The sequence below is a fragment of the Actinosynnema sp. NPDC023587 genome (assembly GCF_040640215.1).
Classification (GTDB): Bacteria; Actinomycetota; Actinomycetes; order Mycobacteriales; family Pseudonocardiaceae; genus Actinosynnema.
In genome coordinates this window covers 685,846-709,317 of the sequence record NZ_JBFABG010000003.1, presented here as the reverse complement: position 1 = coordinate 709,317, position 23,472 = coordinate 685,846, and the positions used below count along the sequence as shown (strand labels likewise).

The following is a 23,472-nucleotide window of genomic DNA, read 5'->3' as shown; positions in this document are numbered from 1 at the left end:
GGTTCGCCGAGGGCGTGAGGGGTTGGTCGTACCCTGTCGGGCGTGAGCGAAGGCACCGACACCGTCGTGGAGCAGCCGACGAAGCGCCCGGTCCGACCCCGCGGCGGTCTGACCAGGCGCACGTGGACGCTGGTGATCAGCCTGGTGGTGGTGGTGGCCCTCGGTCTGCTCGGCGGGTTCACCAGGGTGCCCTACGTCGCGTTGGGCCCCGGCCCGACGTACAACACGCTGGGCCAGGTCGGCGGGACCGACGTGGTGCACATCGAGGGGCAGGAGACGTTCCCGACCAACGGCGCGCTCACGATGACCACGGTGTCGCTCACCGACGACGTGTCGCTGTTCGGCGCGCTCGGCCTGTGGCTCAGCGGCCGGTACGCGCTCGCGCCGCGCGAGGAGTTCTTCCGCCCCGGCGAGTCCGAGCAGCAGGTCCGCGACCAGAACGTGAAGGCGTTCCAGGACTCGCAGACCAGCGCCGAGGTCGCCGCGCTGCGGTACCTGTCCTACCCGGTGAAGGTCGTCGCCGGCGACATCACCCGCAACAGCGCGGCGGACAACGTGCTCCAGCCCGACGACCGCCTGCTGGTGGTCAACGGCAAGGACGTCGCCGGGTACGAGGACGTCCGGGACGCGCTGGAGAACACCAAGCCCGGCGACCGGGTCGAGATCACCTTCCAGCGCGAGTCGGCGCGCCAGACCGCGACGATCACGCTCGGCACGTCCGAGGACCGGGCCGGCGGGTTCCTCGGCATCCGGCCGGTGGACCGCGCCGACGTGCCCTTCGACATCAAGATCAGCCTCAGCGACGTGGGCGGCCCGTCCGCCGGTCTGCTGTTCGCGCTGTCCATCGTGGACAAGCTGACCCCGGGCGAGCTCAACGGCGGCCAGTCCGTCGCGGGCACCGGCGAGATCAACGACCGGGGCGAGGTCGGCCGGATCGGCGGCATCAACTTCAAGATGGTCGCCGCGCGCGAGGGCGGCGCGACGACCTTCCTGGTGCCGGCGGGCAACTGCGACGAGGCCAGGCAGCACGCCCCCGAGGGGTTGCGGCTGGTCAAGGTCGAGAAGCTGGCCGACGCGGTCGAGTCCCTGAAGGCCATCAGCGCCGGCCAGGACGTGCCGCGCTGCTGAAGCCCGCCCGCTAGGGCCGCAGGGTCTCCAGCAGGGCGTCGGTCAGGTTCGGGGCCAGCTCGGGGTGCTCCACGACCTCGTCGGGCGCTTCGAGACCGCCGCGCAGCCGCAGCACGCACGCCACCGACCCGTCCCGCAGCACGGCCGCGACCAGGCGCGCCTCGCGGCGCTGCGGGTGCTCGGCGGCGAACTGCCGGGCGGCCTCGTCGTCCAGGTCCTCGGACAGCGTCTCCTCGGCCTCCGGCGGCAGCACGACGATCTCCTGGGCCAGCGCGCACCCGCGCACGACGTCCGGCCACACGATCCCGGCCAGCGCCTTGTCCAGCTCCGAGTCCGGCAACCGGTCCTGCGCGATCGGGGTCAGCGGCGACGCCGCCGGGTCGAGCTGGCCGGCCAGCTCGGGCTGCTGCGCGACCAGGTCGGCGGTCGGCACCAGCGCGAAGAGCTGGGGGGCCTGGTTCCAACCGGCGGCGGACACGAACTCCTCGACCTCGCGGGCCACGGCGGGCAGCACCACGGGCGGCTTCTCACTCGCAGACACGCCGGACATGGTCGCATCCGCCCGAAACGGACGACCGGACGGGGAAGCCTCGGCGACCTCCGTACAGTTGGACAGAACGTACGAAAGCCATTACCGCGATCCAGGAGCGTGCCCAGTGGCCACTCGGCCCCCGGTCGGACTGCCCAGGCTGTCCCGTCGAAGCCGTATTCTGCTCATCGTCGGTGCGGTGGTCCTGGTCGGTCTGATCACCGGCTCCAGGTTGCTCGGCACCTACGTCAACTGGCTGTGGTTCGGCGAGGTCCGCTACCGCAGCGTCTACGGCACCGAGCTCGCGACCCGCTTCGGGTTGTTCTTCGCCGTGGGGCTGCTGGTGGGCGGCCTCGTCGCGATCAACCTGATCCTCGCCTACCGGAGCCGGCCGGTGTTCGTGCCGGTCTCCGGCCCGGACGACCCGGTGGCCCGGTACCGCTCCGTGGTGACCCGCCGGATGAAGCTGTTCGCGATCGGCCTGCCGGTGGTCGTCGGCGTCATCGCGGGCGGCTCGGCGCAGGGCGACTGGCAGAAGATCCAGCTCTTCCTCAACGCCACGATGTTCAACCAGACCGACGCCGAGTTCGGCCACGACATCGGCTTCTACGCGTTCCAGTTGCCGTTCTACACCTGGCTGCTGTCCTGGCTGTTCATCGCCACGGCGGTGTCGTTCGTCGGTGCGGTGGTCGCGCACTACCTGTTCGGCGGTATCCGGCTGGCCGGTCGCGGTGGGCAGTTCTCCGGGCCCGCGCGCACCCACCTGTCCGTCGTCGCGGGCGTGTTCGTGCTGCTCAAGGCGGTGGCGTACTTCTTCGACCGGTACCAGTTGCTGTTCTCGGACCGCAACGACAAGTTCACCGGTGCGACCTACACCGACCTGAACGCGGTGCTGCCGGCCAAGCTGATCCTGCTGTGCATCGCGGTGTTCTGCGCGATCGCCTTCTTCGTCGGCGCGGTGCTGCGCAACCTCCAGCTACCGGCCATCGCCACCGTCCTGCTGGTGCTCTCCAGCATCCTGGTCGGCGCGGCCTGGCCCGCGGTGCTGGAGCAGTTCTCGGTCAAGCCGAACGCGATCGAGAAGGAAGCCGACTCGATCGGCCGCAACATAGCGTCGACCAAGGAGGCGTTCGGGCTCACCGACGACAAGGTCGAGACAAAACCGTACGAGGGCAAGCAGAACGTCTCGCTGGACGAGCTGAAGAGCGACCAGGCGACGCTGGGCAACATCCGGCTGCTCGACCCGGCCGTCATCTCCAAGACGTTCACCCAGTTCCAGCAGTTGCGGCCGTTCTACGCGTTCCCGGAGAAGCTCGACGTCGACCGGTACAAAGTGGACACCCAGCTCCAGGACTACATCGTCGCGGTCCGCGAGCTGAACACCGCGGGCATCCCGCAGGGGCAGCGCGACTGGATCAACCAGCACCTGATCTACACGCACGGCAACGGCATGGTGTTCGCCGAGGCGAGCAAGATCAACTCGCCTGCCGACAACGGCGGCAACGGCGGCTACCCGGTGTTCGAGGTGGCCGAGGTCGACCAGGAGGGCAAGGTCAAGCCCGGCCCGTTCGGCGTGCAGCAGCCGCGCACCTACTTCGGCGAGCTGGGCGGCGCGGCGGACTACGCGATCGTCGGCGGCCGGGACAGCGGCTCGCCGGGCGAGTACGACACCGACCGCTCGCAGTACACCTACGACGGCGAGGGCGGCGTCCGGATCGGCGGCCTGTTCAACAAGCTGGCCTTCGCCGCGGCCTACGGCGAGCGGAACATCCTGTTCAACTCGGCCATCGGCGACGACTCGCGGATCATCTTCAACCGCAACCCGCGCGACCGGGTCGAGAAGGTGGCCCCGTGGCTGACCGTCGACGCCGACCCGTACCCCGCCGTGGTGGACGGCAAGATCACCTGGATCGTCGACGGCTACACGACGCTGGAGAACTACCCGTACGCGCGCCGCACGTCGCTGGCGTCGGCCACGAACGACTCGCTGCCCGGCGTCGCGCAGCAGCCGAACAAGGACGTCAGCTACATCCGCAACTCCGTCAAGGCCACTGTGGACGCCTACGACGGCACGGTGACCATGTACGCGATGGACGAGAAGGACCCGGTCCTCCAGGCGTGGATGGGCGTCTTCCCGGGCACGGTGAAGCCGGGCAGCGAGATGAGCCAGTCGCTGCGCGAGCACCTGCGCTACCCCGAGGACCTGTTCAAGGTCCAGCGCGAGACGCTCGCGCAGTACCACGTCGAGCAGCCGCGCGACTTCTACTCCGGCGTCTCGTTCTGGGGCGTGCCGTCCGACCCGACCACGGCCATGGAGAACGTGACGACGGTCGAGCAGCAGCAGCAGACCAGTCAGCAGCAGCGCGACCAGCAACCGCCGTTCTACGTGCTGGCGGGCGATCCGACGGGTGACCCGAACAAGGTCAGCTTCCAGTTGACCAGCGCGCTGGTGCGGCAGAACCGCGAGTTCATGGCCTCGTACGTGAGCGTGCGCTCCGACCCGGACAACTACGGGAAGATCAGCGTCCTCACGCTCAACAACGAGGCCAAGGGCCCGCAGCAGATCCAGACCCAGTTCCTCACCTCGGGCGAGGTCAGCGGCGAGCTCAACCTGTTGACCCAGCGGCAGACCAAGGTGGTCTACGGCAACCTGCTGACCCTCCCGGTCGGGGGTGGGCTGCTCTACGTGGAGCCCATCTACATCGAGCGGGCCAGCCAGAACACCCAGTTCCCGCAGTTGTTCAAGGTGCTGGTGAGCTTCGGGGACAAGGTCGGCTACGCGCCGACCCTGAAGGAAGCCCTGGAGAAGGTGCTCACCGGCGCGGCGGCGCAGCTCCCGGACGTCCCGGGCCAGCCGCCGGGCACGTCCACGCCGCCCACCAGCAGCACGCCGCCGGGCACCGGCACCGGGCAGGGCACGGAGCTCCAGCAGGCCGTGAAGGACATCCAGAGCGCCCTGGCGGCCGTCAAGGCGGCCCAGGGCAGCGGTGACTTCGCGGCGCTGGGCAACGCCTACAAGGCGCTGGACGAGGCCACGAAGAAGTTCGAGACCGCGTCCGCCGCCGCACCGCCGACGCAGCAGTCGTCGGTGGCCCCGTCGCCGACGCCGACCGGCTGACCTGGGGCGGAGTTGTGGATCGGGTGGCCTCGGACACGTCCGGGCCACCCGATTTGCCTTTCCCGGCAACCCCGGCGTAGAGTTCGTATTACCGACGCGGGGTGGAGCAGCTCGGTAGCTCGCTGGGCTCATAACCCAGAGGTCGCAGGTTCAAATCCTGTCCCCGCTACAAAGTGGGAGAGCCCTGTCTGCGGAGAACGCAGGCGGGGCTTTTTCGCATTTCACATTGGGGGCGCGGCCCCCAAACCCCGCGCAGGGTGGGCTTCGCCCCCCCTGCACCCCCCGGCCGGTGGTCGGGTGGGGAGGGGCCCCGCGCAGTTGGTGGGGGGTGGGTGGAAGAGGGGATTGGGGGGTGTGTATTGTTGGTTTCAGCAACGCGGGGTGGAGCAGCTCGGTAGCTCGCTGGGCTCATAACCCAGAGGTCGCAGGTTCAAATCCTGTCCCCGCTACAAAGTGGTGAGAGGCCCCATCTGCACTTGGTGCAGGTGGGGCCTTTTTTGTGTTTGGGGTGATTTGCGTGTGGGGGGAGGGGGGTGTAGGGTTTGGTTTACCCGACGCGGGGTGGAGCAGCTCGGTAGCTCGCTGGGCTCATAACCCAGAGGTCGCAGGTTCAAATCCTGTCCCCGCTACGTAGGCGAAGGCCCTCTCTTCCTCGTGAAGAGAGGGCCTTTTGCGTCAGGTCATGTTCTCCGCCCAGTACTGGGCGCAGACCAGGGAACAGACCCTGCCCTCGCCGGCCACGGTGCGGTGCCGGCGGATCTGCTTGCCGCACACCATGCACTCGTCCTTGCCCGGCTGGTCGGGGAGCGAGCCACTGGCCCACGCCCTGGCGCTCTTGACGACCTTGGCGTCCATCCACTTGATGCCCACCGCACACCTCCCAGGAGAACCCGCCTACGAGGAGTGATGATCCCAGCACTGGTGGTATCCGCCAGACCAGAGGGTGCATATCACCGTGTTGTGCTAAGCGCCGGGCCCCGGAACAAGAGCAACAGAGCGGCGAGTCACCTGGGGTGGCCGTTCGGGTGAACGCAAATCTGCGGCTTCCCTTGCGGGCCAAAGCGTTTCCAGCTCGGGTGGACACGCGCGGTCAAGCGGCCGAAAGCGTGGCGTTGATCAGCTTCCGGTCACGGAACGGAGCTTCTCGTTGCTCCGCTTGGCCCAACTCCACTAGCCCGTGATCAGCCACAGTGGACAGAACGGCTGACCATTGTGGACAGCCGAACCCGGAGGTGGCACCGTTGGTGTGGTGTCGGACCTGAACGCGACTGCCGCCGCCCTGCTCGGGCTGCTGCACGACGGACCCAAGACCGGTGGCCAGCTCGTGGCTGAGGCAGGGGAGCGCTTCGGTGCGTTCTTCAGCGTCACCCGCAGCCAGGTCTACCGCGAGCTGCCCGCGTTGGCTGACGCGGGTCTGCTGCGCCTCGGAAAGCAGGGCCCACGCTCCAGCCAGCAGTACGTCCTGACGGCCGCCGGCAAGAAGGCCTTCAAGAACTGGCTGCTGTCCGAGCCCGGCCCCGATCACCTGCGCAGCCCGTTGATCCTCCGGTTGGTGCACGCCGGCTCGTTGACCGCCAAGCAGCGCCAGGCGCTGGTGGACGCGGCACGGGCCGGTTACGGTGCCGACCAGGAGGCCGCCAAGACCGCGGTGAAGACCGCGGAGGACGCCTACGCCAAGGCGGTCGCCGAGTTCGCGCTCGCGCACGCCAAGGCGGTGCTCAAGCTGCTGGACGCCATCCCCACGGCCTGACGAAGCGCCGACCGGTCGCACTCCGCGACCGGTCCTGGCGTAATCTTCTGCCGTGAACCCGGACGTCGAAGCAGACATCAAGGACCTCTCCGCCACGCTCGCGAGCATCGAGGCGGTGATGGACCTCGCTTCGCTGCGCGCCCAGGTCGCGGAGCTGGAGGAGGCCGCCGCCCGGCCGGACCTGTGGGACGACCAGGAGCAGGCCCAGCGGGTCACCAGCCAGCTCTCCCACAAGCAGGGCGAGCTGCGCCGCGTGGTCGCGCTGCGCGACCGCCTCGACGACCTCTCGATCCTCTACGGGCTCGCCGAGGACGAGGACGACGCGGGCAGCCTCGCCGAGGCCGACACCGAGCACGCCAAGCTGCGCGAGGAGATCTCCTCCCTGGAGGTCCGCACGCTGCTGTCCGGCGAGTACGACGAGCGCAACGCGCTGGTCACCATCCGCGCCGAAGCCGGTGGCATCGACGCGGCGGACTTCGCCGAGATGCTGTTGCGGATGTACTCGCGCTGGGCCGAACGCCACGGCTACCCGGTGGACGTGTTCGACACCTCCTACGCGGAAGAAGCGGGCATCAAGTCCGCGACGTTCCGCATCACCGCCCCCTACGCGTACGGCACGCTGAGCGTCGAGCAGGGCACGCACCGGCTGGTGCGCATCTCCCCGTTCGACAACCAGGGCCGCCGCCAGACGTCGTTCGCGGGCGTCGAGGTCGTGCCGGTGGTCGAGCAGACCGACCACGTCGACATCGACGAGAAGGACCTGCGGGTCGACGTCTACCGCTCCTCCGGCCCCGGCGGCCAGGGCGTCAACACGACCGACTCGGCGGTGCGCCTCACGCACATCCCGACCGGCATCGTGGTGTCCTGCCAGAACGAGCGCTCGCAGTTGCAGAACAAGGCCACCGCGATGGCCGTCCTCCAGGCGAAGCTGCTGGAGCGCCAGCGGCAGGAGGACCAGGCCAAGATGGACGCGCTGAAGGACTCCGGTTCGAGCTGGGGCAACCAGATGCGCTCCTACGTGCTGCACCCGTACCAGATGGTCAAGGACCTGCGCACCGAGCACGAGGTCGGCAACCCCTCCGCCGTGCTCGACGGCGAGATCGACGACTTCCTCGAAGCCGGTATCCGGTGGCGCAAGCAGCAGGGCTAGTTCGTGATCGGTCAAGTCTTCGTTTCGCGGGGTTCCGCCGGGCGAGACGAAGGCTTTACCGAGGCCACGGGTAGACTCACCGGTCGTGATTCGACTCGAACACGTGTCCAAGGTCTACAAGACCTCCACGCGCCCCGCGCTCGACAATGTCTCGGTCGAGATGGACAAGGGTGAGTTCGTGTTCTTGATCGGACCCTCGGGGTCCGGCAAATCCACGTTCCTGCGGCTCCTGCTCCGGGAGGAAGTGCCGAGCAAGGGCCGCGTCTACGTGTCGAACTTCGACGTGGCCAAGATGTCCCGGCGCAGGGTCCCCCGCCTGCGCCAGTCCATCGGCTGCGTGTTCCAGGACTTCCGGTTGCTCTCGAACAAGACGGTGGCCGAGAACGTGGCGTTCGCGCTGGAGGTCATCGGCAAGCCGCGCAACACCATCGTCAAGGTGGTGCCCGAGGTGCTGCAACTGGTGGGCCTCGACGGCAAGGCGGACCGGATGCCGCACGAGCTGTCCGGTGGTGAGCAGCAGCGGGTGGCGATCGCCCGCGCGTTCGTCAACCGGCCGCTGGTGCTCCTCGCCGACGAGCCGACCGGAAACCTGGACCCCGACACCAGTCAGGACATCATGCTGCTGCTGGAGCGGATCAACCGCACCGGCACGACCGTGCTGATGGCCACCCACGACCACAACATCGTCGACTCGATGCGCCGCCGGGTGGTCGAGCTCGACCACGGCCGCATCATCCGCGACGACGCGCGGGGCGTCTACGGCGTGGGCCGCTAAGACACCCCCTCATCCCCCGACCCTGAGGAACGTTCCCCCCGATGCGTACCAGCTTCGTGTTCAGCGAGGTCGTCACCGGCCTGCGCCGGAACGTCACGATGACCATCGCGATGATCCTCACGACCGCGATCTCGCTCGGCCTGCTCGGCGGTGGCCTGCTCATCGTCCGCATGGTCGACAAGATGCAGGACAACTACCAGAGCAAGCTGGAAGTGTCGGTCCTGCTGACCAACGACGTCAGCGCGAACGACAAGGACTGCGCGCAGCAGCCGTGCGCCGGTCTGCGCAGCGCGCTGGAGACCACGTCCGGGGTGGACTCGGTGGTCTACGAGAACCGCGAGAAGGGCTACGAGCGGTTCAAGCAGATCTTCGAGGCGCAGCCGGAGCTGGTGAAGCTGGCCCGTCCGGAGGCCATCCCGGCCACGTTCCGGGTCAAGCTGGAGGACCCGGCGCGGGCGAACGTGATCGTGCAGGCGTTCACCGGCAAGGCGGGCGTCAAGGCGGTCAACGACCAGGGCGAGTTCCTCGGCCGGCTGCTCGACGTGTTCAACGGGCTGCGCAACATCGTGCTCGGGTTGGCGCTGATCCAGGCGCTGGCGGCGCTGCTGCTCATCTCCAACACCATCCAGGTCTCGGCGTTCACCCGGCGCACCGAGGTCGGCATCATGCGGCTGGTCGGCGCGACGCGGTGGTACACCCAGCTCCCGTTCCTCATCGAGGCGGTGGTGGCCGGCGTCATCGGCGCGCTCGTCGGCGTGGGCGGCCTGGCGCTGATGGTGTGGGGTGTGACCAGGGTGTCGGGCGACCTGTTCAGCTCCCAGATCCTGCCACCGATGGGGATGCTGGACGTCGTGATCATCTCACCCATGCTGCTGGGCGTGGCGGTCTTCATCTCGGCGTTGACCGGGTACGTGACACTGCGCCTGTACGTGCGGCTCTAGGTCCGGAAACCGCTGGCGGGGTCACGTAAGGTTTTCGGCATGGTCAAGGAACGCGGTCAGAAGGTGATCGCGTCGAACCGCAAGGCTCGGCACGACTACACCATCCTCGACACCTTCGAAGCGGGCGTCGTCCTCGTCGGCACGGAGGTCAAGAGCCTGCGGATGGGCCGGGCGTCCCTCGTGGACGCGTTCGGCCAGGTCGACGACGGCGAGGTGTGGCTGCACGCCCTGCACATCCCCGAGTACGTGGCGGGCACGTGGACCAACCACGAGGTCCGGCGCAAGCGCAAGCTGCTGCTGCACCGCAAGGAGATCGAGCGGCTGATCGGCAAGACCAAGGAGAGCGGTCTGTCGCTGATCCCGTTGCGGATGTACTTCAAGGACGGGTACGTCAAGGTCGAGCTGGCGCTGGCGCGGGGCAAGAAGGCGTACGACAAGCGGCAGGACATCGCGAAGCGCGACGCCCAGCGGGACATCCAGAAGGCGTACGGCCGCGCGTTGAAGGGCCGGCGCTGACGTCGGCGCGGCCTGGCGGAGGTGGACGCCGCCGGGCCGCGGTGTCCCGGGTGGAGTGGTCGGCGGTGCCGGTCTAGCCCAGGTTGAGGAACGCGAGCACGGCGCGGACCCGGCGGTGCTCGGAGGTGCTGGGCTCCAGGCCGAGCTTCGCGAAGATGTTCCCGACGTGCTTCTCCACCGCGCCGTCCGAGACGACCAGCGACTTGGCGATCGCGGCGTTGGACAGGCCCTCGGCCATCAGGCCCAGCACCTCGCGCTCGCGCTGGGTCAGCGAGTCGACCGGGTTGCGCCTGCTCCGGACCATGAGCTGGGTGATGACCTCGTGGTCGATGCTGGTGCCGCCCTCGGCGACCCGGCGCACCGCGGCGACGAACTCCGAGACGTCCGCCACGCGCTCCTTGAGCAGGTAGCCGACCCCGTTCGCGCCGCCCGCGAGGAGCTCCACGGCGTAGCGCTCCTCGACGTACTGCGACAGGACCAGCACCGGCAGGTTCGGCACCCGCCGGCGGGCCTCGATGGCCGCGCGCAGCCCCTCGTCGGTGAAGTTCGGGGGCATCCGGACGTCCACGATCGCCAGGTCGGGCCGGTGCTCCTCGACGGCGGCCAGCAGGGCCGCGCCGTCCTCCACGGCCGCCACCGTCTCGATGCCCTCGTCGGCGAGCAGGCGTTGCACGCCCACCCGGAGCAGCACCGAGTCCTCGGCGATCACCACGCGCACGGCAGCTCCGTCCGGATCACGGTCGGTCCCCCGACGGGACTGACCACCACGACCACGCCGTCAATGGTCGCAGCACGGTCCGCCAGACCCGCCAGCCCTCCTCCCGCGCGGACCTGCGCGCCGCCGTGACCGTTGTCGGTCACCTCGACGACCACGGAGTTCTCCGTGCGGGTGACGTGGACCGCGGCCCGGGTCGCACCCGCGTGCTTGGCGATGTTGGTCAGCGCCTCGGCCACGGTGAAGTAGGCGGCGCTCTCCACGGCCGTCGGCGGGCGCGGCTCGACGTCCACCGACACGTCGACCGGGATCGGGCACTTCGCGGCCAGCGACGACAGGGCCGGGTCCAGGCCGCGGTCGCCCAGCACGCTCGGGTAGATGCCGCGGGCCAGGTCGCGCAGCTCGGAGATGGCCAGCTTGGCGTCGGCGTGCGCCTCGGCGATCAGCACGGCGGCGGCCTCGGGGTCGGTGTCCAGCTTGCCCCGGGCGCGGCCCAGGCCCATCGCCACCGCCACCAGGCGCTGCTGCGCGCCGTCGTGGAGGTCGCGCTCGATGCGCCGGCGCTCGGCCTCGGCCGACTCCACGCCCCGGGCGCGGCTGGCGGACAGGCGGTCGGTCTCGGCTTCCAGGAACCGCGTGCGGGAGGGGCCCAGCAGACCCTGCGCCAGCGCGGCGTGCGCCCGCCCGGTGGCCTTGACCAGCGGCAGGACCAGGATGCCGAGCAGGATGCCGAGCACCGAGACGGGCACGGCCCTGGCGAACGAGTCGATCAGCCACACCGAGTCGCCCAGCGAGACCTCGAAGTTGCGCGGCAGCCACTGCCAGAACAGCGGGAAGAACGTCAGCGCCAGCACGGCCGGCCAGAGGGCCACCACCATCGTGAACTCGATCAGCCCGACCGGCAGCATGACCACCCAGTAGGCGAGGTCCCGCCAGGTGGCCGGGTCGGTCATCATCGCCCGCGCCTTGACGAAGGCGCTGCCCCCGGGCAGCGACCGGTGCGGGCGGCGGATGTCGACGCCCAGCGCCACCCGCAGCCAGGACCGCTCCAGGTTCGCCGCGCCGCGCGCCAGGACCAGCGTCAGCGCCAGCAGCGGGAAGCCGATCCAGACCACCATCGTGCCGAAGCTGACCGCGAGCAGCGGCACCAGCAGGCAGAACCAGAAGAGGCCGGTGACCAGGTTCAGCAGGAAGTACCCGCTGGTCCGTGCGATGTCCGGGTTGGCCCGCGCAGTCATGTTCCCCACCTTCACGCCCGATGTACCGGACCAGCATTACCCGTTCGCGTGACCCGGACCATCAGGTCGACCGGCGTCCGCGAGGTGGGGCCAGCCCTACCGGAGCTTATTCGGAACGAGGAAGTGGGCCGGGCAGGTTATGATGGGTGGACGCAGGACCCGACCAGGGGGTGAACGGTTTCGACTTTGTACGTTGATTCAAGGGAAGCGTGCCGGTGCAGGCGAGAGACCACCGTAAGCGTCATCGCAAACCAATAAGCGCCGAGTCTAACGACCAGGCCGCTTACTCCCTCGCCGCCTGAGGCTAGGAGAGTGAGCTGTCAGCCCGGGGGTGCCTCCGCTCCGGATGCTGGCATCAGCAAGGAGGCTTACCACCGTTCCCGGTCACGGGGAGCGGTCGGGACACCCACAGTGACTGGGCCTGTCACAGCGACTTGTCAGCGTGATCGCCGGGGCCGAGCAGAGACGTAGCCGACTGCGCACGGAGAAGCCTTGATGAGCCGGCAGAGGACCCGGGTTCGATTCCCGGCACCTCCACGAGTGGCAACGGGCACCCGCCGATTCCGGCGGGTGCCCGTTGTCGTTGGCAGGAGTCCTGTCCGACGACGGCCGAGGAGCTCGGCCGGTGTTCTGCTAGCGGCGGGCCGGCGGCGCGGTCATCGGGTCCTCGGGCCACCGGTGCTTCGGGTACCGGCCGCGCAGTTCCGAGCGGACCTTCGGGTAGCCGGTCCGCCAGAACGACGCCAGGTCGCCCGTCACGGCGGTCGGTCGGCCGGCGGGGGAGAGCAGGTGCAGCACGACCGGCACCCGCCCGTCGGCCACCCGGGGGGTGCCCGTCCAGCCGAACACCTCCTGGACCTTCACCGCCAGGACCGGGTCGTGGCCCGCGTAGTCCACCCGGATTCGGGAGCCGGACGGGACCTGCAAGCGGTCCGGGGCGAGCTCGTCGAACCTGGTAGCGGCGGGCCACGGCAGCAGCCGGCGGGTCACCTGGTCGCCGCTGATCTTCGCCAGGTCGGCGCGCCTGCGGGCGTTGCCCAGGTCGATGACGGCGAGCAGCGCCTCGTCGTCGGGCGCGGGCCACGGGTCGCCCAGCACGCGGTGCAGGAACGCCAGGCGCTCGCGGGTGCGCAGGCCGTCCTGGTCCCAGCGCAGCAGGCCCACGCCCTCGGTGCGCAGGCCGAGCAGCAGCGCGGTCCTCGTCGCTTCGGGGGTGCGCAGCGGCTTGGTGGACAGCGTGATCGCGCCCAGCCTGAGGCGGCGCTCGGTGACCACGTCGCCGTCCCACCCGATGTCGTCCTGCTCGGTGAGCAGGGTCGGCGCGGCCTGCCTGGCCAGCTCCTCCGACGCGCGGGCGGCCAGCCGGATGCGGCCGTGGGTGCGGCCGGGCTCGCGGTCCGCGACGGCCACGGCCAGCCACTCCGCGTCGGACAGCGCGCCGGGCGGGAGTTCGGCCGCCGTGCCGCCGGCCATCAGGTACACCGGTGAGCCGGGCGAACGCCGGCGGGCGAGGCGCTCCGGGTGGGCGAGGGCGACGACCAGGGCCTGGGCGTCGGGGCCCGGATGCTCCACGCCGTCCACCAGCCTGGCCAGGCGGCGCACCTCGCGCGGGTCCGCCTGGCCCGCCTTGAGCTCTACGCCGTCGGCGGCCCGGTCGTCGTCCAGGAGCACGACGACCTCGGCGGCGGTTCGCGGGCCGACCAGCTTCGCGCCGTCCAGCAGGGCGCGGGCCAGGCGCGGGTGCAGCCCCAGGTCCGCCATGCGCCGGCCGCGCTCGGTGATGCCCCGGTCGGTCAACGCCCCCAGCGCCCGGAGCGTGGTGTGCGCGACCTCCAGCGCTCCGGCCGGCGGGGCGTCCCACCAGCCCAGCCCCTCCCCGGCCGGCGTGCCCCAGCAGGCCAGCTCCAGGGCCAGGCGGGTCAGGTCGGCGGTGCGGATCTCGGGCTCCGGGTAGCGCGGGAGGGTGCTGTGCTCGTGCTCGGGCCAGCAGCGGTAGACGTGCCCGGGGGCCTCCCGCCCGGCCCGGCCGGCGCGCTGGTCGGCCACGGCGGCGCTCACCCGGACCGTGACCAGGCCCGCCAGCCCGCGCCGGTGGTCCACCCGGGGCACGCGGGACAGGCCCGAGTCGACCACCGCGCGCACGCCCGGCACGGTCAGGCTCGACTCGGCGATGGCGGTCGCGAGCACGACCCGGCGGCGCGCGCCCGGCCGCAGGGCGGCGTCCTGGGTCTCGGAGGACAGCCGGCCGTGCAACGGGACCACGTCCACGTCGGGCAGCAGGGCGGCGCAGCGGCGGATCTCCGCCACACCGGGGAGGAACGCCAGCACGTCGCCGTCCACTTCGGCCAGCGCCCGGCGGACGGCCCTGGTCACGTGGGCCTCGGTGCGCTCACGGCGCAGCGGCGGCAGGTAGGTGGTGCCGACCGGGTGGGTGCGCGCCTCGACGCGGATGACGGGCGCGTCGCCCAGCAGCGCCGCCAGCCGGTCGGCGGCGACGGTCGCCGAGGTCGCCAGCAGGCGCAGGTCGGGGCGCAGCACCTCGCGCGCGTCCAGCAGCAGGGTCAGCAGGAGGTCGGCGTCGAGGTGGCGCTCGTGGCACTCGTCCAGCAGGACCGTGCCCACGCCGGCCAGCTCGGGGTCGTGTTGCAGCCTGCGCACCAGCAGCCCCGAGGTGACCACCTCGATCCGGGTGTCCTTCGACGTCCGGCGGTCGCCGCGCACGGCGTAGCCCACCGTCTTGCCGACCGGCTCGCCGAGCAGGCTCGCCATCCGCGCGGCGGCGGCGCGGGCGGCGATGCGGCGGGGTTCGGCGACGACCACGCGGCCGTCCAGCGCGAGTGGCACGAGGGTCGTCTTGCCGGTGCCGGGCGGGGCGACGAGGACCGCCGAGCCGTGCGCGGACAGCGTGCGGACCAGCTCGTCCAGCACACCGGTGATCGGGAGGTCCACGTGACCAGTGTGCCAATGTGGGCGCATGGGGAAATGGGGAGTCCTCGGCGCGGCGGTGGTGGCCGCGCGGACGGCGTGGACGGTGCGGACGTGGCAGCGGGTGCGGGAGCTGCCGGCGGTGGGTGCGACGGGCGGCACGGTGACCGTGGTCGTGCCCGCGCGCGACGAGGCGGCGAACATCGACCGGTGCCTTCGCGGGCTGCGCGGGCAGGACTACCCGGGGCTGCGGATCGTGGTCGTCGACGACGCCTCCGAGGACGGCACCGCCGACCTCGTGCGGCGGCACGTCGAGGAGGACCCGAGGGTCGAGCTCGTGCCGAGCGACGGGCCGCCGTCGGGGTGGGCGGGCAAGGTGCACGCGCTGCACCTGGGCGCGGAGCGGGCCGAGTCGGACTGGCTGCTGTTCGTCGACGCCGACACCGAGGCCGCGCCGGACCTGGTCGGGCGGCTGCTCGCGGCGGCGGCCCGCGACGACGTGGACCTGGTGTCCACGGCCGGGCGCTCCACCACCGCGAACGCCGGCTGGTGGCTGCTGCTGCCACCGGTGAACATGCTGCTGTTCGAGGCCACGTCCGTCGACGGTGGTCGCGGGCGGGCGCTGGCCGTCGGGCACTGCATCCTGGTCAGCCGCACGGCGCACGACCAGGCGGGCGGCTGGCGGGCCATCGCCGGGTCCCGCGCGGACGACGTGGAGTTCGCCACCCTGATCCGCGACACCGGCGGCCGGACGCGGTACGTGGACGGGACGGGTTCGCTGGCCACCGGCGGGATGGCGACGTTCGCCGAGGCGTACCGCTCGGTGCGCAAGAGCGTGGTCGCCGGCACCTCGGTGTACCCGGGAGGTCCGGTCGCGGCGTCCCTCGTGCTGGGTGTGACGGGCGTGGCGCAGGTGCTGTACGGGCTGGTGCCGATCGTCACGGCGGCGCGCGGCTCGAAGCCCGGCCAAGCCGCCTGGCTGGCGCACTCGGTGGCGAACCGGGTGTACCTGCGCCGGTCCCGGCAGCCTGCGGCGGCGGCCGTGCTCGGGCCGGTGGCCTCGGTGGCGTTCGGGGTCCTCGTGCTGGACGCGGCGTGGCGGGTGCTGCGCGGCGGCGCGACCTGGAAGGGCCGTGACGTGCGAGGCTGATCGGGTGGTTGACCCGCTGCGCGACCCCGACGACCCCGAACTGCTGGACCCCTACCGGGCCCGGGAGCTGGCCACGCTGGTGGAGGCGGCGCGCCTGGCGTCCGGCGCGGTCCGCTACGGCAAGGTCGGGCGCGTCGGGTGCGCCCACGTCGTGGTGAACCGGGACAACCCGCTGCCGCAGGGCAACCACGCGTGCGCGCTCGACGGGTCGTCCGCCGAGGTCGCGGGCACCCTGATGCGGCTTGAGCAGACGTTCGCGGACGTGGGCCGCGCGGAGGCCGTGGTGTACGCCTCACCGACCACGGTCGCCGAGATCGAGGGCATCGCCGACGACGCCGGCTGGTACGCGGTGGAGGAGGCGCTGGTCGTCGTCCGCCGGGACCCGGTGTCGGCGGACGGGGTGTCGTCGGACGCGGTGTCGTCGGACGGGGTGCGCCCGGCGGTGGACGACGACCTGCCGGACATGGCCGCCCTGCTCGCCGACGACCTGGGTGCCGAACCCGGGCGGCTCGCCCGGCACCTGGGGCAGCGCATGGACGACCCCCGGTACGTGTTCGTGGTGGTGGACGACGGGGAGCGGATCGCCGGGTTCGCGTCCGGGTTCGCCGAACGCCGGGTCGGGCTGGTCGAGCACGTGGTGGTGCGACCCGCGCGGCGGCGGCGTGGAACGGGGAGTGCGGTGGTGCGCGGCGCGGTGGCCGCGTTGGGGGACCTCGGCGCGTTGCTGGTGGCCGCGCACGTCGCCGAAGGAGGCGCGGGGGAGCGGTTCGCGGAGGCGTGCGGGTTCGACGCCGGATATCCCGTCACGGCCTATGCACGCAGAGTCGACGAGTTGCTGGATTGAGTTTTCGAGGGTCCTTCGGCATATCCTTAGCACAGCTAACAGAGAGTGGAGGGCACTGTGCTGGGGAACGACGTGCGGCCCAAACCCCGGCTCCCCGGTGAGGTGTGGGTGCTGGTCGTCGCCAGCTTCATCATCGCCATCGGCTTCGGCATCGTCGCGCCCGTGCTGCCCGCCTACGCCAAGAGCTTCGACGTCGGCACCTTCGCGGTCTCCGCGGTCGTCAGTGCGTTCGCGCTGGTCAGGCTCCTGTTCGCACCGGTGAGCGGGCGGCTGGTCAGCCGCTTCGGGGAGACCCGGACCTACATCGTGGGCATCCTCATCGTGGCCCTGGGCACCGCCGCCTGCGGGTTCGCCACCGCCTACTGGCAGTTGATCGTCTTCCGCTCGTTCGCGGGTGTCGGCTCCACCATGTTCACCGTCGCCGCGGTCGGCCTGCTGATCCGGATCACGCCCGCGCCCATGCGCGGCCGGGCCTCCGGGCTGTGGGCGACGGGCTTCCTGCTGGGCAACATCGCCGGTCCGATCATCGGCGCGGCCCTCGCCGAGATCTCCATCCGCGTGCCGTTCGTCACCTACGCCGCCGCCCTGGTGCTCGCCGCGCTGGTCGTCTGGTGGTTCCTGCGCCGCTCGACGCTGGCCGCGCTGAACACCGACACCGACCAGGTGGCGCTGAGCGTCGGCCAGGCCCTCGGGTCGCCCGCCTACCGGGCGGCGCTGGCCTCCGGGTTCGCGAACGGCTGGGCCGTGTTCGGCGTGCGGATCTCGTTGGTGCCCCTGTTCGTCGTCGAGGCGCTGAACGGCAGCCCCGCGCTGGCCGGCATCTCGCTGTCGGTGTTCGCGGTCGGCAACGCGGCCGTGCTGATGATCTCCGGCAAGCTGTCCGACACCATCGGGCGCAAGCCGATGGCCCTGGCCGGGCTCGCCGTGTCCGCGGTCGGCACCATCTGGCTCGGGTTCACCACCGGCGTGCCGATGTTCATGATCGCGTCGCTGGTCGCGGGCGTCGGGGCGGGCCTGCTCAACCCGCCGCAGAACGCCGTCGTCGCGGACGTGATCGGGGCCAAGGCCAAGGGCGGGCCGGTGCTCGCCGCGTTCCAGATGGTCACCGACTGCGGGGCCATCATCGGGCCGCTGCTGGCCGGCGTGCTGGTCGACCAGGTCTCGTACAGCGCGGCTTTCACACTTACGGGCGTCATGATGATCATCGCCCTGGTGTTCTGGGCGTTCGCGCCGGAAACCCTGCCGCGCGAACCGTCGTCGCACGTCGCCGAGGTCGTCGCGAACGAATCCGGGTGCCTGGACGAAGGCCCCGAGGTGCCCACCGGCGAGCGGCTCGCGGGCCGTCCCCGTCAACCGGACGCGTGAGCACTCAGCTTCCGCTCAGCATCCCTCGGTAGCCTCCGGCGGCAGGTGACCGGAAGGGATCGACGACGTGGGTGGCGCTGAGCGGAACGCTCGGAAGAAGAAGCAGGAGCACCAGGCCGCGAAGGCCGTCGCCGCGGCACGGGGTGCCCGGGGCGACCGGACCAAGGTGATCATCGGCGTCGTGGTCGTCGTCGTGCTCGCGCTGGTCGTGGTCGGCGGCGTCATCTGGACGAAGTCGGGTTCCTCGACCGACGCGCTCACCCCGGCGGACAACGTGGCCCCCGTGTCCGCGCCGGTCAAGCGCGAAGGTGGCGTCGTGGTCGTCGGCCAGGACTCGGCGAAGGTCACGATCGACCTGTACGAGGACTTCCTGTGCCCCGCCTGCGGGCAGTTCAAGAAGATCTACGGCGAGCAGATCGAGCAGGAGATCGAGAAGGGCACGCTGCGGGTCCGCTACCACGCGCTGCCGTTCCTGATCCGGATGTCCAGCCCCGAGGGGTACTCGAAGGACTCCGCCAACGCCGCGCTGTGCGCCGCCGACCAGGACAAGTTCTGGCAGTACCACGAGTCGCTGTTCGCCAAGCAGCCCGACGAGGGCGGCCCCGGCTACACCAAGCAGGAGCTGGTGCAGCTCGGGACCGACCTCGGCATCTCCGACCCGGCGTTCAAGACCTGCGTCGACGGTGACACGCACGTCGCGGACGCCCAGGCGGAACTGGACAAGGTGCGCGCCACGTCGTACTTCGGGGGCACGCCTACCGTCGCCAAGGACGACCAGGCGGTCGACTTCGAAGACAAGGACTGGCTCACCAACCTGGTGAAGTAGTCCCTAGAGCAGACCGGCGACCGGCGGTTGGCCCTCGTTCCAGCGGGCCAACCGCCGTGCTTTGCCGGTCTCCGCGCGCGGCACGGTCCCGTCCGGCGCGACCACGACCTTGCACGTGACGCCGAGCCGCGCACGCAGCGCGTCGGTCAGATCCCGGGCCAGGTTCTCGTCCGAGGAGCCCTCGACCACCACCCACAGCTCGGGGCGGGCGCGGCGGTCCTCCACGATCAGGTAATGCGGGCCCACCCGGGGGTCGGCCAGGACCACGCTCTCGATCTCGGTGGGGAACACGTTGATGCCGCGCACCACCAGCATGTCGTCCCGGCGTCCCAGCACCTTGCTCATCCGGCGCAGCGTGCGCGGGCTGCCCTCGACCGGGCCGGCCAGCGTGGCCACGTCACCGGTCCGGTAGCGCAGGAGCGGCATCCCGGTCTTGGTGAGCGTGGTGAAGACGAGCTCGCCCGGGGTGCCGTCGGGGACCGGGTTGCCGTCGAGGTCGACGGCCTCGACGAAGAAGTGGTCCTCGGCGACGTTCAACATCCCCCGGGAGTCGAGCGATTCGCAGGCCACGCCGGGCCCGATGATCTCCGACAGCCCGTAGATGTCGAGCGCGGTAAGCCCGAGCAACCCCTGGATCTGCTCCCGCATCCCGTCCGTCCAGGGTTCGGCCCCGAACACCCCGACCCGGAACGACGGCTCAACCCCGTTGTGCCGCAACGCCTCGCCGAGGTGAACGGCGTAGGAAGGCGTGCAGCACAACACATCCGGACGAAGGTCGGCGATCAACCGCACCTGCCGCTCGGTCATGCCACCCGACAGCGGAACCACCGTGGCCCCGAGCCGCATCCCACCGTGGTGAACCCCCAGCCCACCGGTGAACAGCCCGTACCCGTAGGCGTTGTGGATGATGCTCCGCGAAGTCGCCCCGGCCCCGCCGAGCGCACGCGCCATGACCGACGCCCAGACGTCGACGTCGTGGGCGGTGTAGGAAATCAGGGTAGGACGCCCACCGGTGCCGGAAGAGCCGTGAATGCAGACAATGCGCTCGTCGATCTGGAACCCGTCGGGATAGTTTTCCCAAAGGTCCTGCTTGGTCACGAACGGCAACCGCGACAGCCCATCCAGCGAAACATCGACGGCATCCCCCACCCCCGCCGCCCGCAACCGCCCGCCCTGCACCCCACCGGCCGCCAACAGCCGCCCCACCAACCCCCGCAGCCGCCGCTCCTGCACCTGGCGACGAACCGAGGGGCGCACCCCCTCGGCATCCGGCTCGACCAACGACGTGACACCCATGCACCCCGGTCTAGCAGCCGGAACGTCGCGGCGGTACCCCCGATTTCCATCGGCGGGGGCCGGTGTTGTACGGTATTGCCACACGAGAACGGCGGCCCCGGCCGCCGGGAAACGTGGAAGCACGGGGCTGTGGCGCAGCTGGTAGCGCATCACACTGGCAGTGTGAGGGTCAGGGGTTCGAGTCCCCTCAGCTCCACGTGTGTAACCTTGCAGGTCGCACGTGTTTAACTTGATGAAAAGCCGCCTACCGATCATGGTAGGCGGCTTTTGACCGCAATTCCGACCGCAACGGCCAGCTACGCCGACCCCTCGTCGTCACCGTCCTGGAAGAACGCATCCATCCCGTCCAACGCGTCCCGTTGGACTCGTTCGATGACCTCCACGTAGGTGCTGGTGGTGACGGTGATGGAGCTGTGCCGCAGGACGCGCTGCACGGTCGCCGCGTCGACTCCCATCGAGAACAGCAGCGTTGCGCACGAGTGACGGAGGTCGTGCACCCGTACTTGGCGGACGTTGGCTTGGGTGCAAAGCCGGGCGAACATGCGGTTCACGTTGCGCGGCTCGATCGGGCCGCCCATGGTGGTCGTGAAGACGAGCCCGGTTTCCTGCCACGCGTCGCCGGCCTCGAAGCGCTCTTGAAGCTGGTTCATTCGGTGTTCTTTGAGGACCCTCACCAACTGTCCCGGTAGGGGAATCGTGGCATTGGATTCGTCAGTTTTCACCTCTTCCAGCTTCAGTTGCTTGTCCACCCGGTGGAGTGCCTGGCGGATGGTGACCCGCTTCCTGACCATGTCGATGTCGTTCCACGAGAGCCCCAGGGCCTCACCGCGCCGAAGCCCGATGGCCAGCGCCACCGCCCAGAGTGCGTACAGCCGGTGCTGCTTGGCGACCACGAGCACCTGACGCGCTTCCACGTCGGTGAGCGCACGGACCTTGTGCGGGTCGGTGACGTTCAGCTTGACCATGCGGGCGACGTTGCGTGCGATCAACTCTTGCTCGTTCACGGCGTTCTGCAACGCGGCCCTGAGAACCCTCAGGAGATGGCGGATCGAGCTTGCGGACAGGTACTCGCCGCAGCACTCCGGCGTAGCCTTGGCGCAACACTTGGCGGGCACGTCCGGTGCCTCGGCGCGTTTGGCGTCCTTGCCCTGCGCGCAGCACTGGCACTTGGTGCGCAGCCCGTTGAGCCAGGTCCGGATGTGCACGGCCTGCAACTGCTTGAGCTTGCGCTTGCCGATGCCGGGGATGATGTGCAGCCGAACCGCACCTTCGTACGTGGTGAAGGTGGTTCGGCGGATGCCCGGTTCAGCGACCTGGTAGAGCCAGAACGTCAGGTACTCGCCCACGGTCATGGTGGTGGTGACCGCCGGCAAGCCCTGCCGCTCCTGGTCGCGCAGCTTCGTGAGCTCGTCCTGGCACTGGTCGTACGACTTGCCGTAGACGCTGACGCGCTTACGCCCACCGTCGCTGGTCGTGACGAACACCTGAGCTTCGAAGCGGCCGTCTTTCCGCTCCCGAGCGTGCCCTTCGCCGTTGGCGCGCTTGCGAGGTTTCGCCTTCTTCCGACGCTTGCCCGAGTCGTCGGGGTCGGGCGTTGCGAGAGTCGTCTTGCCGGCCACTACGCCGCCTCCTCAATGAGATCGCGGACGTAGGCGTCCAGTGAAGCCTTGACCACCCTGCGACTCCGTCCTACTTGGACAGACTGGATGGCGTTATCCCAAATCAACCGGTAGACCGACCATCGGCTGACCGACATCATGTCGGCCGCTGCCTGCACGGTGACCAGCGTGACTTCTATTCGGTGCTCCATTTCTCCCCCTCGTCGCTGTACTTGCGTTGTCGTTGATTGCGGAGTCGTTCGCCGAGTGCGGTGGCGAGTTCGCGTTCGGCGTCGTTGGTGTAACCGGAGCCGGTGAAGGCCCAGTCGTTGACGACGATCACGTCCTGCGCCTGGAGGCCGAGACGGTCGAGCACTTCGGCCGCTCGGAAGGCCCGGCGGTCTTCGCGAATGCGTTTGAAGGTGGTGCTGTAGTGCTTGGACTTGGTGAGGAAGTGGCCGCGAAAGCCGAGCATGTGCGCCCACTTCCGCAGGTTCAGATCCGCGTAGAACCCGAGGTCGCCGAGGTCCCACGCGGTCTGGATCAGGCGTCGGTGGTGTGTGGAGACCCGGAGGTGGTCGATGTCGAGCTGCGACCTGATCGGCCGGTCCGGGGTGTCCCGTGCGCCGGTGCCTTTGGTGGCGTACTTGGCGACGTAGCCGGCGAGTCGGGCGTCAGTGACCGCGCCCGCCTGGTCTTCCAGTTCTGCCGCCGTGCTTGCCCGGATGGGGCGGACGTCGACCTGTTCGCCCCAGGCCAGTTCGAGTACGACGCCGTCCGGTCGGTGTGTGACCACCAGGACGGACCGGGCCGCTTGGCGCACCGCGTGGTCGACCAGGGCGGCGGTGGCCCAGGCGGGTGCGGGGTCGGTAGAGCCGTCCGGTCCGTCGACGCGGATGACGGCGTGGAAGTGGACCAGGCCGCGCCGCTGGTATTCGGCGACCTTCGCGTACGAGATCCGGGCATGGTGCCGGAACTCGCGCACCGTCAACCCCACGCCACGGGCCAGATGACGCCGTAGGGCGATGGTGAACCGGTGCCAGAGCTTCCCGGCGTGTGCCTGCCACAGGACCGCTCCGACGTAGTCGTAGGCACCGGGGGCGACGGGTGCGCCGATGCGCGGGTCGTCGGGGTGGTGGAAGCCGCCGCACCCGGTGCACGGCCGGGCCTTGCCGGTGCGGGTGGTGGGCCGGTTGTGGACCGCTCCGAATGACGGGGCCGTGAGCGTGGCGAACACCCGTGGCTTCTCGGCAACCGTCACCGGGACGCCTTTGCTGCCGCCGGCCAGGCCCGCGCGCATGAGGTGGTAGGCGTCAGCCGAGTAGCGGTCCGAGCAGGCTTGGCAGACCGAGGCCCGCCGGTTCCCGCACGGCACCATGACGTTCCCGCCCAGGTGGGCCAGGACTTGAGTCGAGTTGTGGTTGTGGAGCTGCCAGGACCCGGACAGCCGGATCGGTTGGGCGCACCCGCCGATGGCGGTGACCTTGTCGCGCCAATCCCGGTAGTCGGCCCGCCTGACCCTGTCCGCGATGCGGTCGTGAAGCGTGAGGACCAAGAGGCTCCCCCTTCCGAAGGTCGTGAAGAACGAAGGGCATGACCGGGTGTTGC

At 70.2% G+C, this 23,472-nt stretch carries 20 protein-coding genes, 4 tRNA genes and 1 other RNA gene; 16 read left to right on the top strand and 9 right to left on the bottom strand.

All coding sequences use genetic code 11. The annotated features are described in order from the left end of the window. Positions 1–42 precede the first annotated feature (42 nt). Positions 43–1,128, top strand: a complete 1,086-nt coding sequence (locus tag AB0G01_RS12100) for a PDZ domain-containing protein (protein ID WP_360943184.1) — start codon at positions 43–45, stop codon at positions 1,126–1,128. Between the two features lie 10 nt (positions 1,129–1,138). Here the strand turns inward: AB0G01_RS12100 and AB0G01_RS12095 are convergent, their stop codons facing one another. Beyond that, the gene (locus tag AB0G01_RS12095) at positions 1,139–1,678 is read right to left on the bottom strand and encodes a PPA1309 family protein (RefSeq protein WP_360943181.1); all 540 of its coding nucleotides are present in this window, start codon (positions 1,676–1,678) and stop codon (positions 1,139–1,141) included. A gap of 106 nt (positions 1,679–1,784) precedes the next feature. Between AB0G01_RS12095 and AB0G01_RS12090 the strand changes: the two genes are divergently transcribed. The 4 genes from AB0G01_RS12090 to AB0G01_RS12075 all read left to right on the top strand — a co-directional run bounded on the left by AB0G01_RS12090 (position 1,785) and on the right by AB0G01_RS12075 (position 5,404). Continuing rightward, the gene (locus AB0G01_RS12090; RefSeq protein WP_360943178.1) at positions 1,785–4,775 is read left to right on the top strand and encodes a UPF0182 family protein; all 2,991 of its coding nucleotides are present in this window, start codon (positions 1,785–1,787) and stop codon (positions 4,773–4,775) included. A 95-nt stretch (positions 4,776–4,870) separates the two neighbouring features. Beyond that, positions 4,871–4,944, top strand: a tRNA-Met gene (locus AB0G01_RS12085). A gap of 206 nt (positions 4,945–5,150) precedes the next feature. After that, positions 5,151–5,224: transfer RNA gene (locus AB0G01_RS12080), tRNA-Met, on the top strand. A gap of 106 nt (positions 5,225–5,330) precedes the next feature. Further along, positions 5,331–5,404, top strand: a tRNA-Met gene (locus AB0G01_RS12075). Between the two features lie 46 nt (positions 5,405–5,450). On the opposite strand, the gene AB0G01_RS12070 is transcribed toward AB0G01_RS12075, so the two are convergent. Beyond that, positions 5,451–5,645: a hypothetical protein gene (locus AB0G01_RS12070; protein WP_360943175.1), complete on the bottom strand. Its 195-nt coding sequence runs from the start codon at positions 5,643–5,645 to the stop codon at positions 5,451–5,453. 379 nt (positions 5,646–6,024) lie between these two features. On the opposite strand from AB0G01_RS12070, the gene AB0G01_RS12065 reads away from it, so the two are divergent. The 5 genes from AB0G01_RS12065 to smpB all read left to right on the top strand — a co-directional run bounded on the left by AB0G01_RS12065 (position 6,025) and on the right by smpB (position 9,907). Next, entirely contained in the window at positions 6,025–6,525 is a 501-nt protein-coding gene (locus AB0G01_RS12065; protein WP_360943172.1) for a helix-turn-helix transcriptional regulator, read from the top strand. A 52-nt stretch (positions 6,526–6,577) separates the two neighbouring features. After that, the gene (gene prfB, locus AB0G01_RS12060; protein ID WP_360943169.1) at positions 6,578–7,675 is read left to right on the top strand and encodes a peptide chain release factor 2; all 1,098 of its coding nucleotides are present in this window, start codon (positions 6,578–6,580) and stop codon (positions 7,673–7,675) included. An 85-nt stretch (positions 7,676–7,760) separates the two neighbouring features. After that, positions 7,761–8,450: a cell division ATP-binding protein FtsE gene (gene ftsE, locus AB0G01_RS12055; RefSeq protein WP_360943166.1), complete on the top strand. Its 690-nt coding sequence runs from the start codon at positions 7,761–7,763 to the stop codon at positions 8,448–8,450. 41 nt (positions 8,451–8,491) lie between these two features. After that, entirely contained in the window at positions 8,492–9,391 is a 900-nt protein-coding gene (gene ftsX, locus AB0G01_RS12050) for a permease-like cell division protein FtsX (RefSeq protein ID WP_360943163.1), read from the top strand. Between the two features lie 39 nt (positions 9,392–9,430). After that, positions 9,431–9,907: an SsrA-binding protein SmpB gene (gene smpB / locus AB0G01_RS12045; RefSeq protein ID WP_360943160.1), complete on the top strand. Its 477-nt coding sequence runs from the start codon at positions 9,431–9,433 to the stop codon at positions 9,905–9,907. 73 nt (positions 9,908–9,980) lie between these two features. Here smpB and AB0G01_RS12040 read toward each other — a convergent pair whose 3' ends face one another. Together AB0G01_RS12040 and AB0G01_RS12035 are read right to left on the bottom strand one after the other, a co-directional pair. Then, a complete protein-coding gene (locus tag AB0G01_RS12040; protein WP_360943157.1) occupies positions 9,981–10,625 on the bottom strand; it encodes a response regulator transcription factor in 645 nt (214 codons plus the stop codon). Then, positions 10,613–11,860 carry a sensor domain-containing protein gene (locus tag AB0G01_RS12035; RefSeq protein WP_360943154.1) on the bottom strand — a complete coding sequence of 416 codons (1,248 nt, stop codon included), beginning with the start codon at positions 11,858–11,860 and terminating at the stop codon, positions 10,613–10,615. Before AB0G01_RS12035 ends, AB0G01_RS12040 begins: the two co-directional genes overlap by 13 nt. 166 nt (positions 11,861–12,026) lie before the next feature. On the opposite strand from AB0G01_RS12035, the gene ssrA reads away from it, so the two are divergent. Next, positions 12,027–12,400: a transfer-messenger RNA gene (ssrA, locus tag AB0G01_RS12030) on the top strand. 93 nt (positions 12,401–12,493) lie between these two features. On the opposite strand, the gene hrpB is transcribed toward ssrA, so the two are convergent. Beyond that, positions 12,494–14,836, bottom strand: a complete 2,343-nt coding sequence (hrpB, locus tag AB0G01_RS12025) for an ATP-dependent helicase HrpB (RefSeq protein ID WP_360943151.1) — start codon at positions 14,834–14,836, stop codon at positions 12,494–12,496. Between hrpB and AB0G01_RS12020 the strand changes: the two genes are divergently transcribed. From AB0G01_RS12020 to AB0G01_RS12005, 4 genes are all read left to right on the top strand, one after another. After that, positions 14,835–15,935, top strand: coding sequence for a glycosyltransferase (locus AB0G01_RS12020; protein ID WP_360943148.1), 1,101 nt, complete (start codon positions 14,835–14,837; stop codon positions 15,933–15,935). The two genes, hrpB and AB0G01_RS12020, sit on opposite strands and share 2 nt — an antisense overlap. A gap of 4 nt (positions 15,936–15,939) precedes the next feature. Further along, entirely contained in the window at positions 15,940–16,779 is an 840-nt protein-coding gene (locus tag AB0G01_RS12015; protein ID WP_360943145.1) for a GNAT family N-acetyltransferase, read from the top strand. A gap of 57 nt (positions 16,780–16,836) precedes the next feature. Further along, positions 16,837–18,144 (top strand): MFS transporter, encoded by a 1,308-nt coding sequence (locus AB0G01_RS12010; protein WP_360943142.1) that lies wholly within the window; start codon positions 16,837–16,839, stop codon positions 18,142–18,144. Positions 18,145–18,211: 67 nt separating this feature from the next. Beyond that, positions 18,212–18,970 carry a thioredoxin domain-containing protein gene (locus tag AB0G01_RS12005; protein ID WP_360943139.1) on the top strand — a complete coding sequence of 253 codons (759 nt, stop codon included), beginning with the start codon at positions 18,212–18,214 and terminating at the stop codon, positions 18,968–18,970. Between the two features lie 3 nt (positions 18,971–18,973). Here the strand turns inward: AB0G01_RS12005 and AB0G01_RS12000 are convergent, their stop codons facing one another. Next, on the bottom strand, positions 18,974–20,416 hold the full coding sequence (locus AB0G01_RS12000) for a phenylacetate--CoA ligase (RefSeq protein WP_360943136.1): 1,443 nt from the start codon (positions 20,414–20,416) through the stop codon (positions 18,974–18,976). Between AB0G01_RS12000 and AB0G01_RS11995 the strand changes: the two genes are divergently transcribed. Next, positions 20,390–20,462 (top strand) — tRNA-Ala (locus tag AB0G01_RS11995). The two genes, AB0G01_RS12000 and AB0G01_RS11995, sit on opposite strands and share 27 nt — an antisense overlap. 100 nt (positions 20,463–20,562) lie before the next feature. Here the strand turns inward: AB0G01_RS11995 and AB0G01_RS11990 are convergent. Genes AB0G01_RS11990 through AB0G01_RS11980 form a run of 3 tightly spaced genes read right to left on the bottom strand, consistent with a single transcriptional unit; the run spans position 20,563 to position 23,419 of the window. After that, positions 20,563–21,885, bottom strand: coding sequence for a site-specific integrase (locus tag AB0G01_RS11990; RefSeq protein ID WP_360943133.1), 1,323 nt, complete (start codon positions 21,883–21,885; stop codon positions 20,563–20,565). Then, positions 21,885–22,076: an excisionase family DNA-binding protein gene (locus AB0G01_RS11985; protein WP_360943130.1), complete on the bottom strand. Its 192-nt coding sequence runs from the start codon at positions 22,074–22,076 to the stop codon at positions 21,885–21,887. The genes AB0G01_RS11990 and AB0G01_RS11985 overlap by 1 nt, the downstream gene beginning before the upstream one ends. Continuing rightward, the gene (locus AB0G01_RS11980; RefSeq protein ID WP_360943127.1) at positions 22,061–23,419 is read right to left on the bottom strand and encodes a replication initiator; all 1,359 of its coding nucleotides are present in this window, start codon (positions 23,417–23,419) and stop codon (positions 22,061–22,063) included. Before AB0G01_RS11980 ends, AB0G01_RS11985 begins: the two co-directional genes overlap by 16 nt. Positions 23,420–23,472 lie beyond the last annotated feature (53 nt).

What these genes read in the sequence shown, in the direction of transcription:
- AB0G01_RS12095 (WP_360943181.1), bottom strand. Translation starts at nt 1,678, where the DNA reads ATGTCCGGCGTGTCTGCGAGTGAGAAGCCGCCCGTGGTGCTGCCCGCC.
- ftsX (WP_360943163.1), top strand. Translation starts at nt 8,492, where the DNA reads ATGCGTACCAGCTTCGTGTTCAGCGAGGTCGTCACCGGCCTGCGCCGG.
- smpB (WP_360943160.1), top strand. Translation starts at nt 9,431, where the DNA reads ATGGTCAAGGAACGCGGTCAGAAGGTGATCGCGTCGAACCGCAAGGCT.
- AB0G01_RS12035 (WP_360943154.1), bottom strand. Translation starts at nt 11,860, where the DNA reads ATGACTGCGCGGGCCAACCCGGACATCGCACGGACCAGCGGGTACTTC.
- AB0G01_RS12020 (WP_360943148.1), top strand. Translation starts at nt 14,835, where the DNA reads ATGGGGAAATGGGGAGTCCTCGGCGCGGCGGTGGTGGCCGCGCGGACG.
- hrpB (WP_360943151.1), bottom strand. Translation starts at nt 14,836, where the DNA reads ATGCGCCCACATTGGCACACTGGTCACGTGGACCTCCCGATCACCGGT.
- AB0G01_RS12000 (WP_360943136.1), bottom strand. Translation starts at nt 20,416, where the DNA reads ATGCGCTACCAGCTGCGCCACAGCCCCGTGCTTCCACGTTTCCCGGCG.
- AB0G01_RS11985 (WP_360943130.1), bottom strand. Translation starts at nt 22,076, where the DNA reads ATGGAGCACCGAATAGAAGTCACGCTGGTCACCGTGCAGGCAGCGGCC.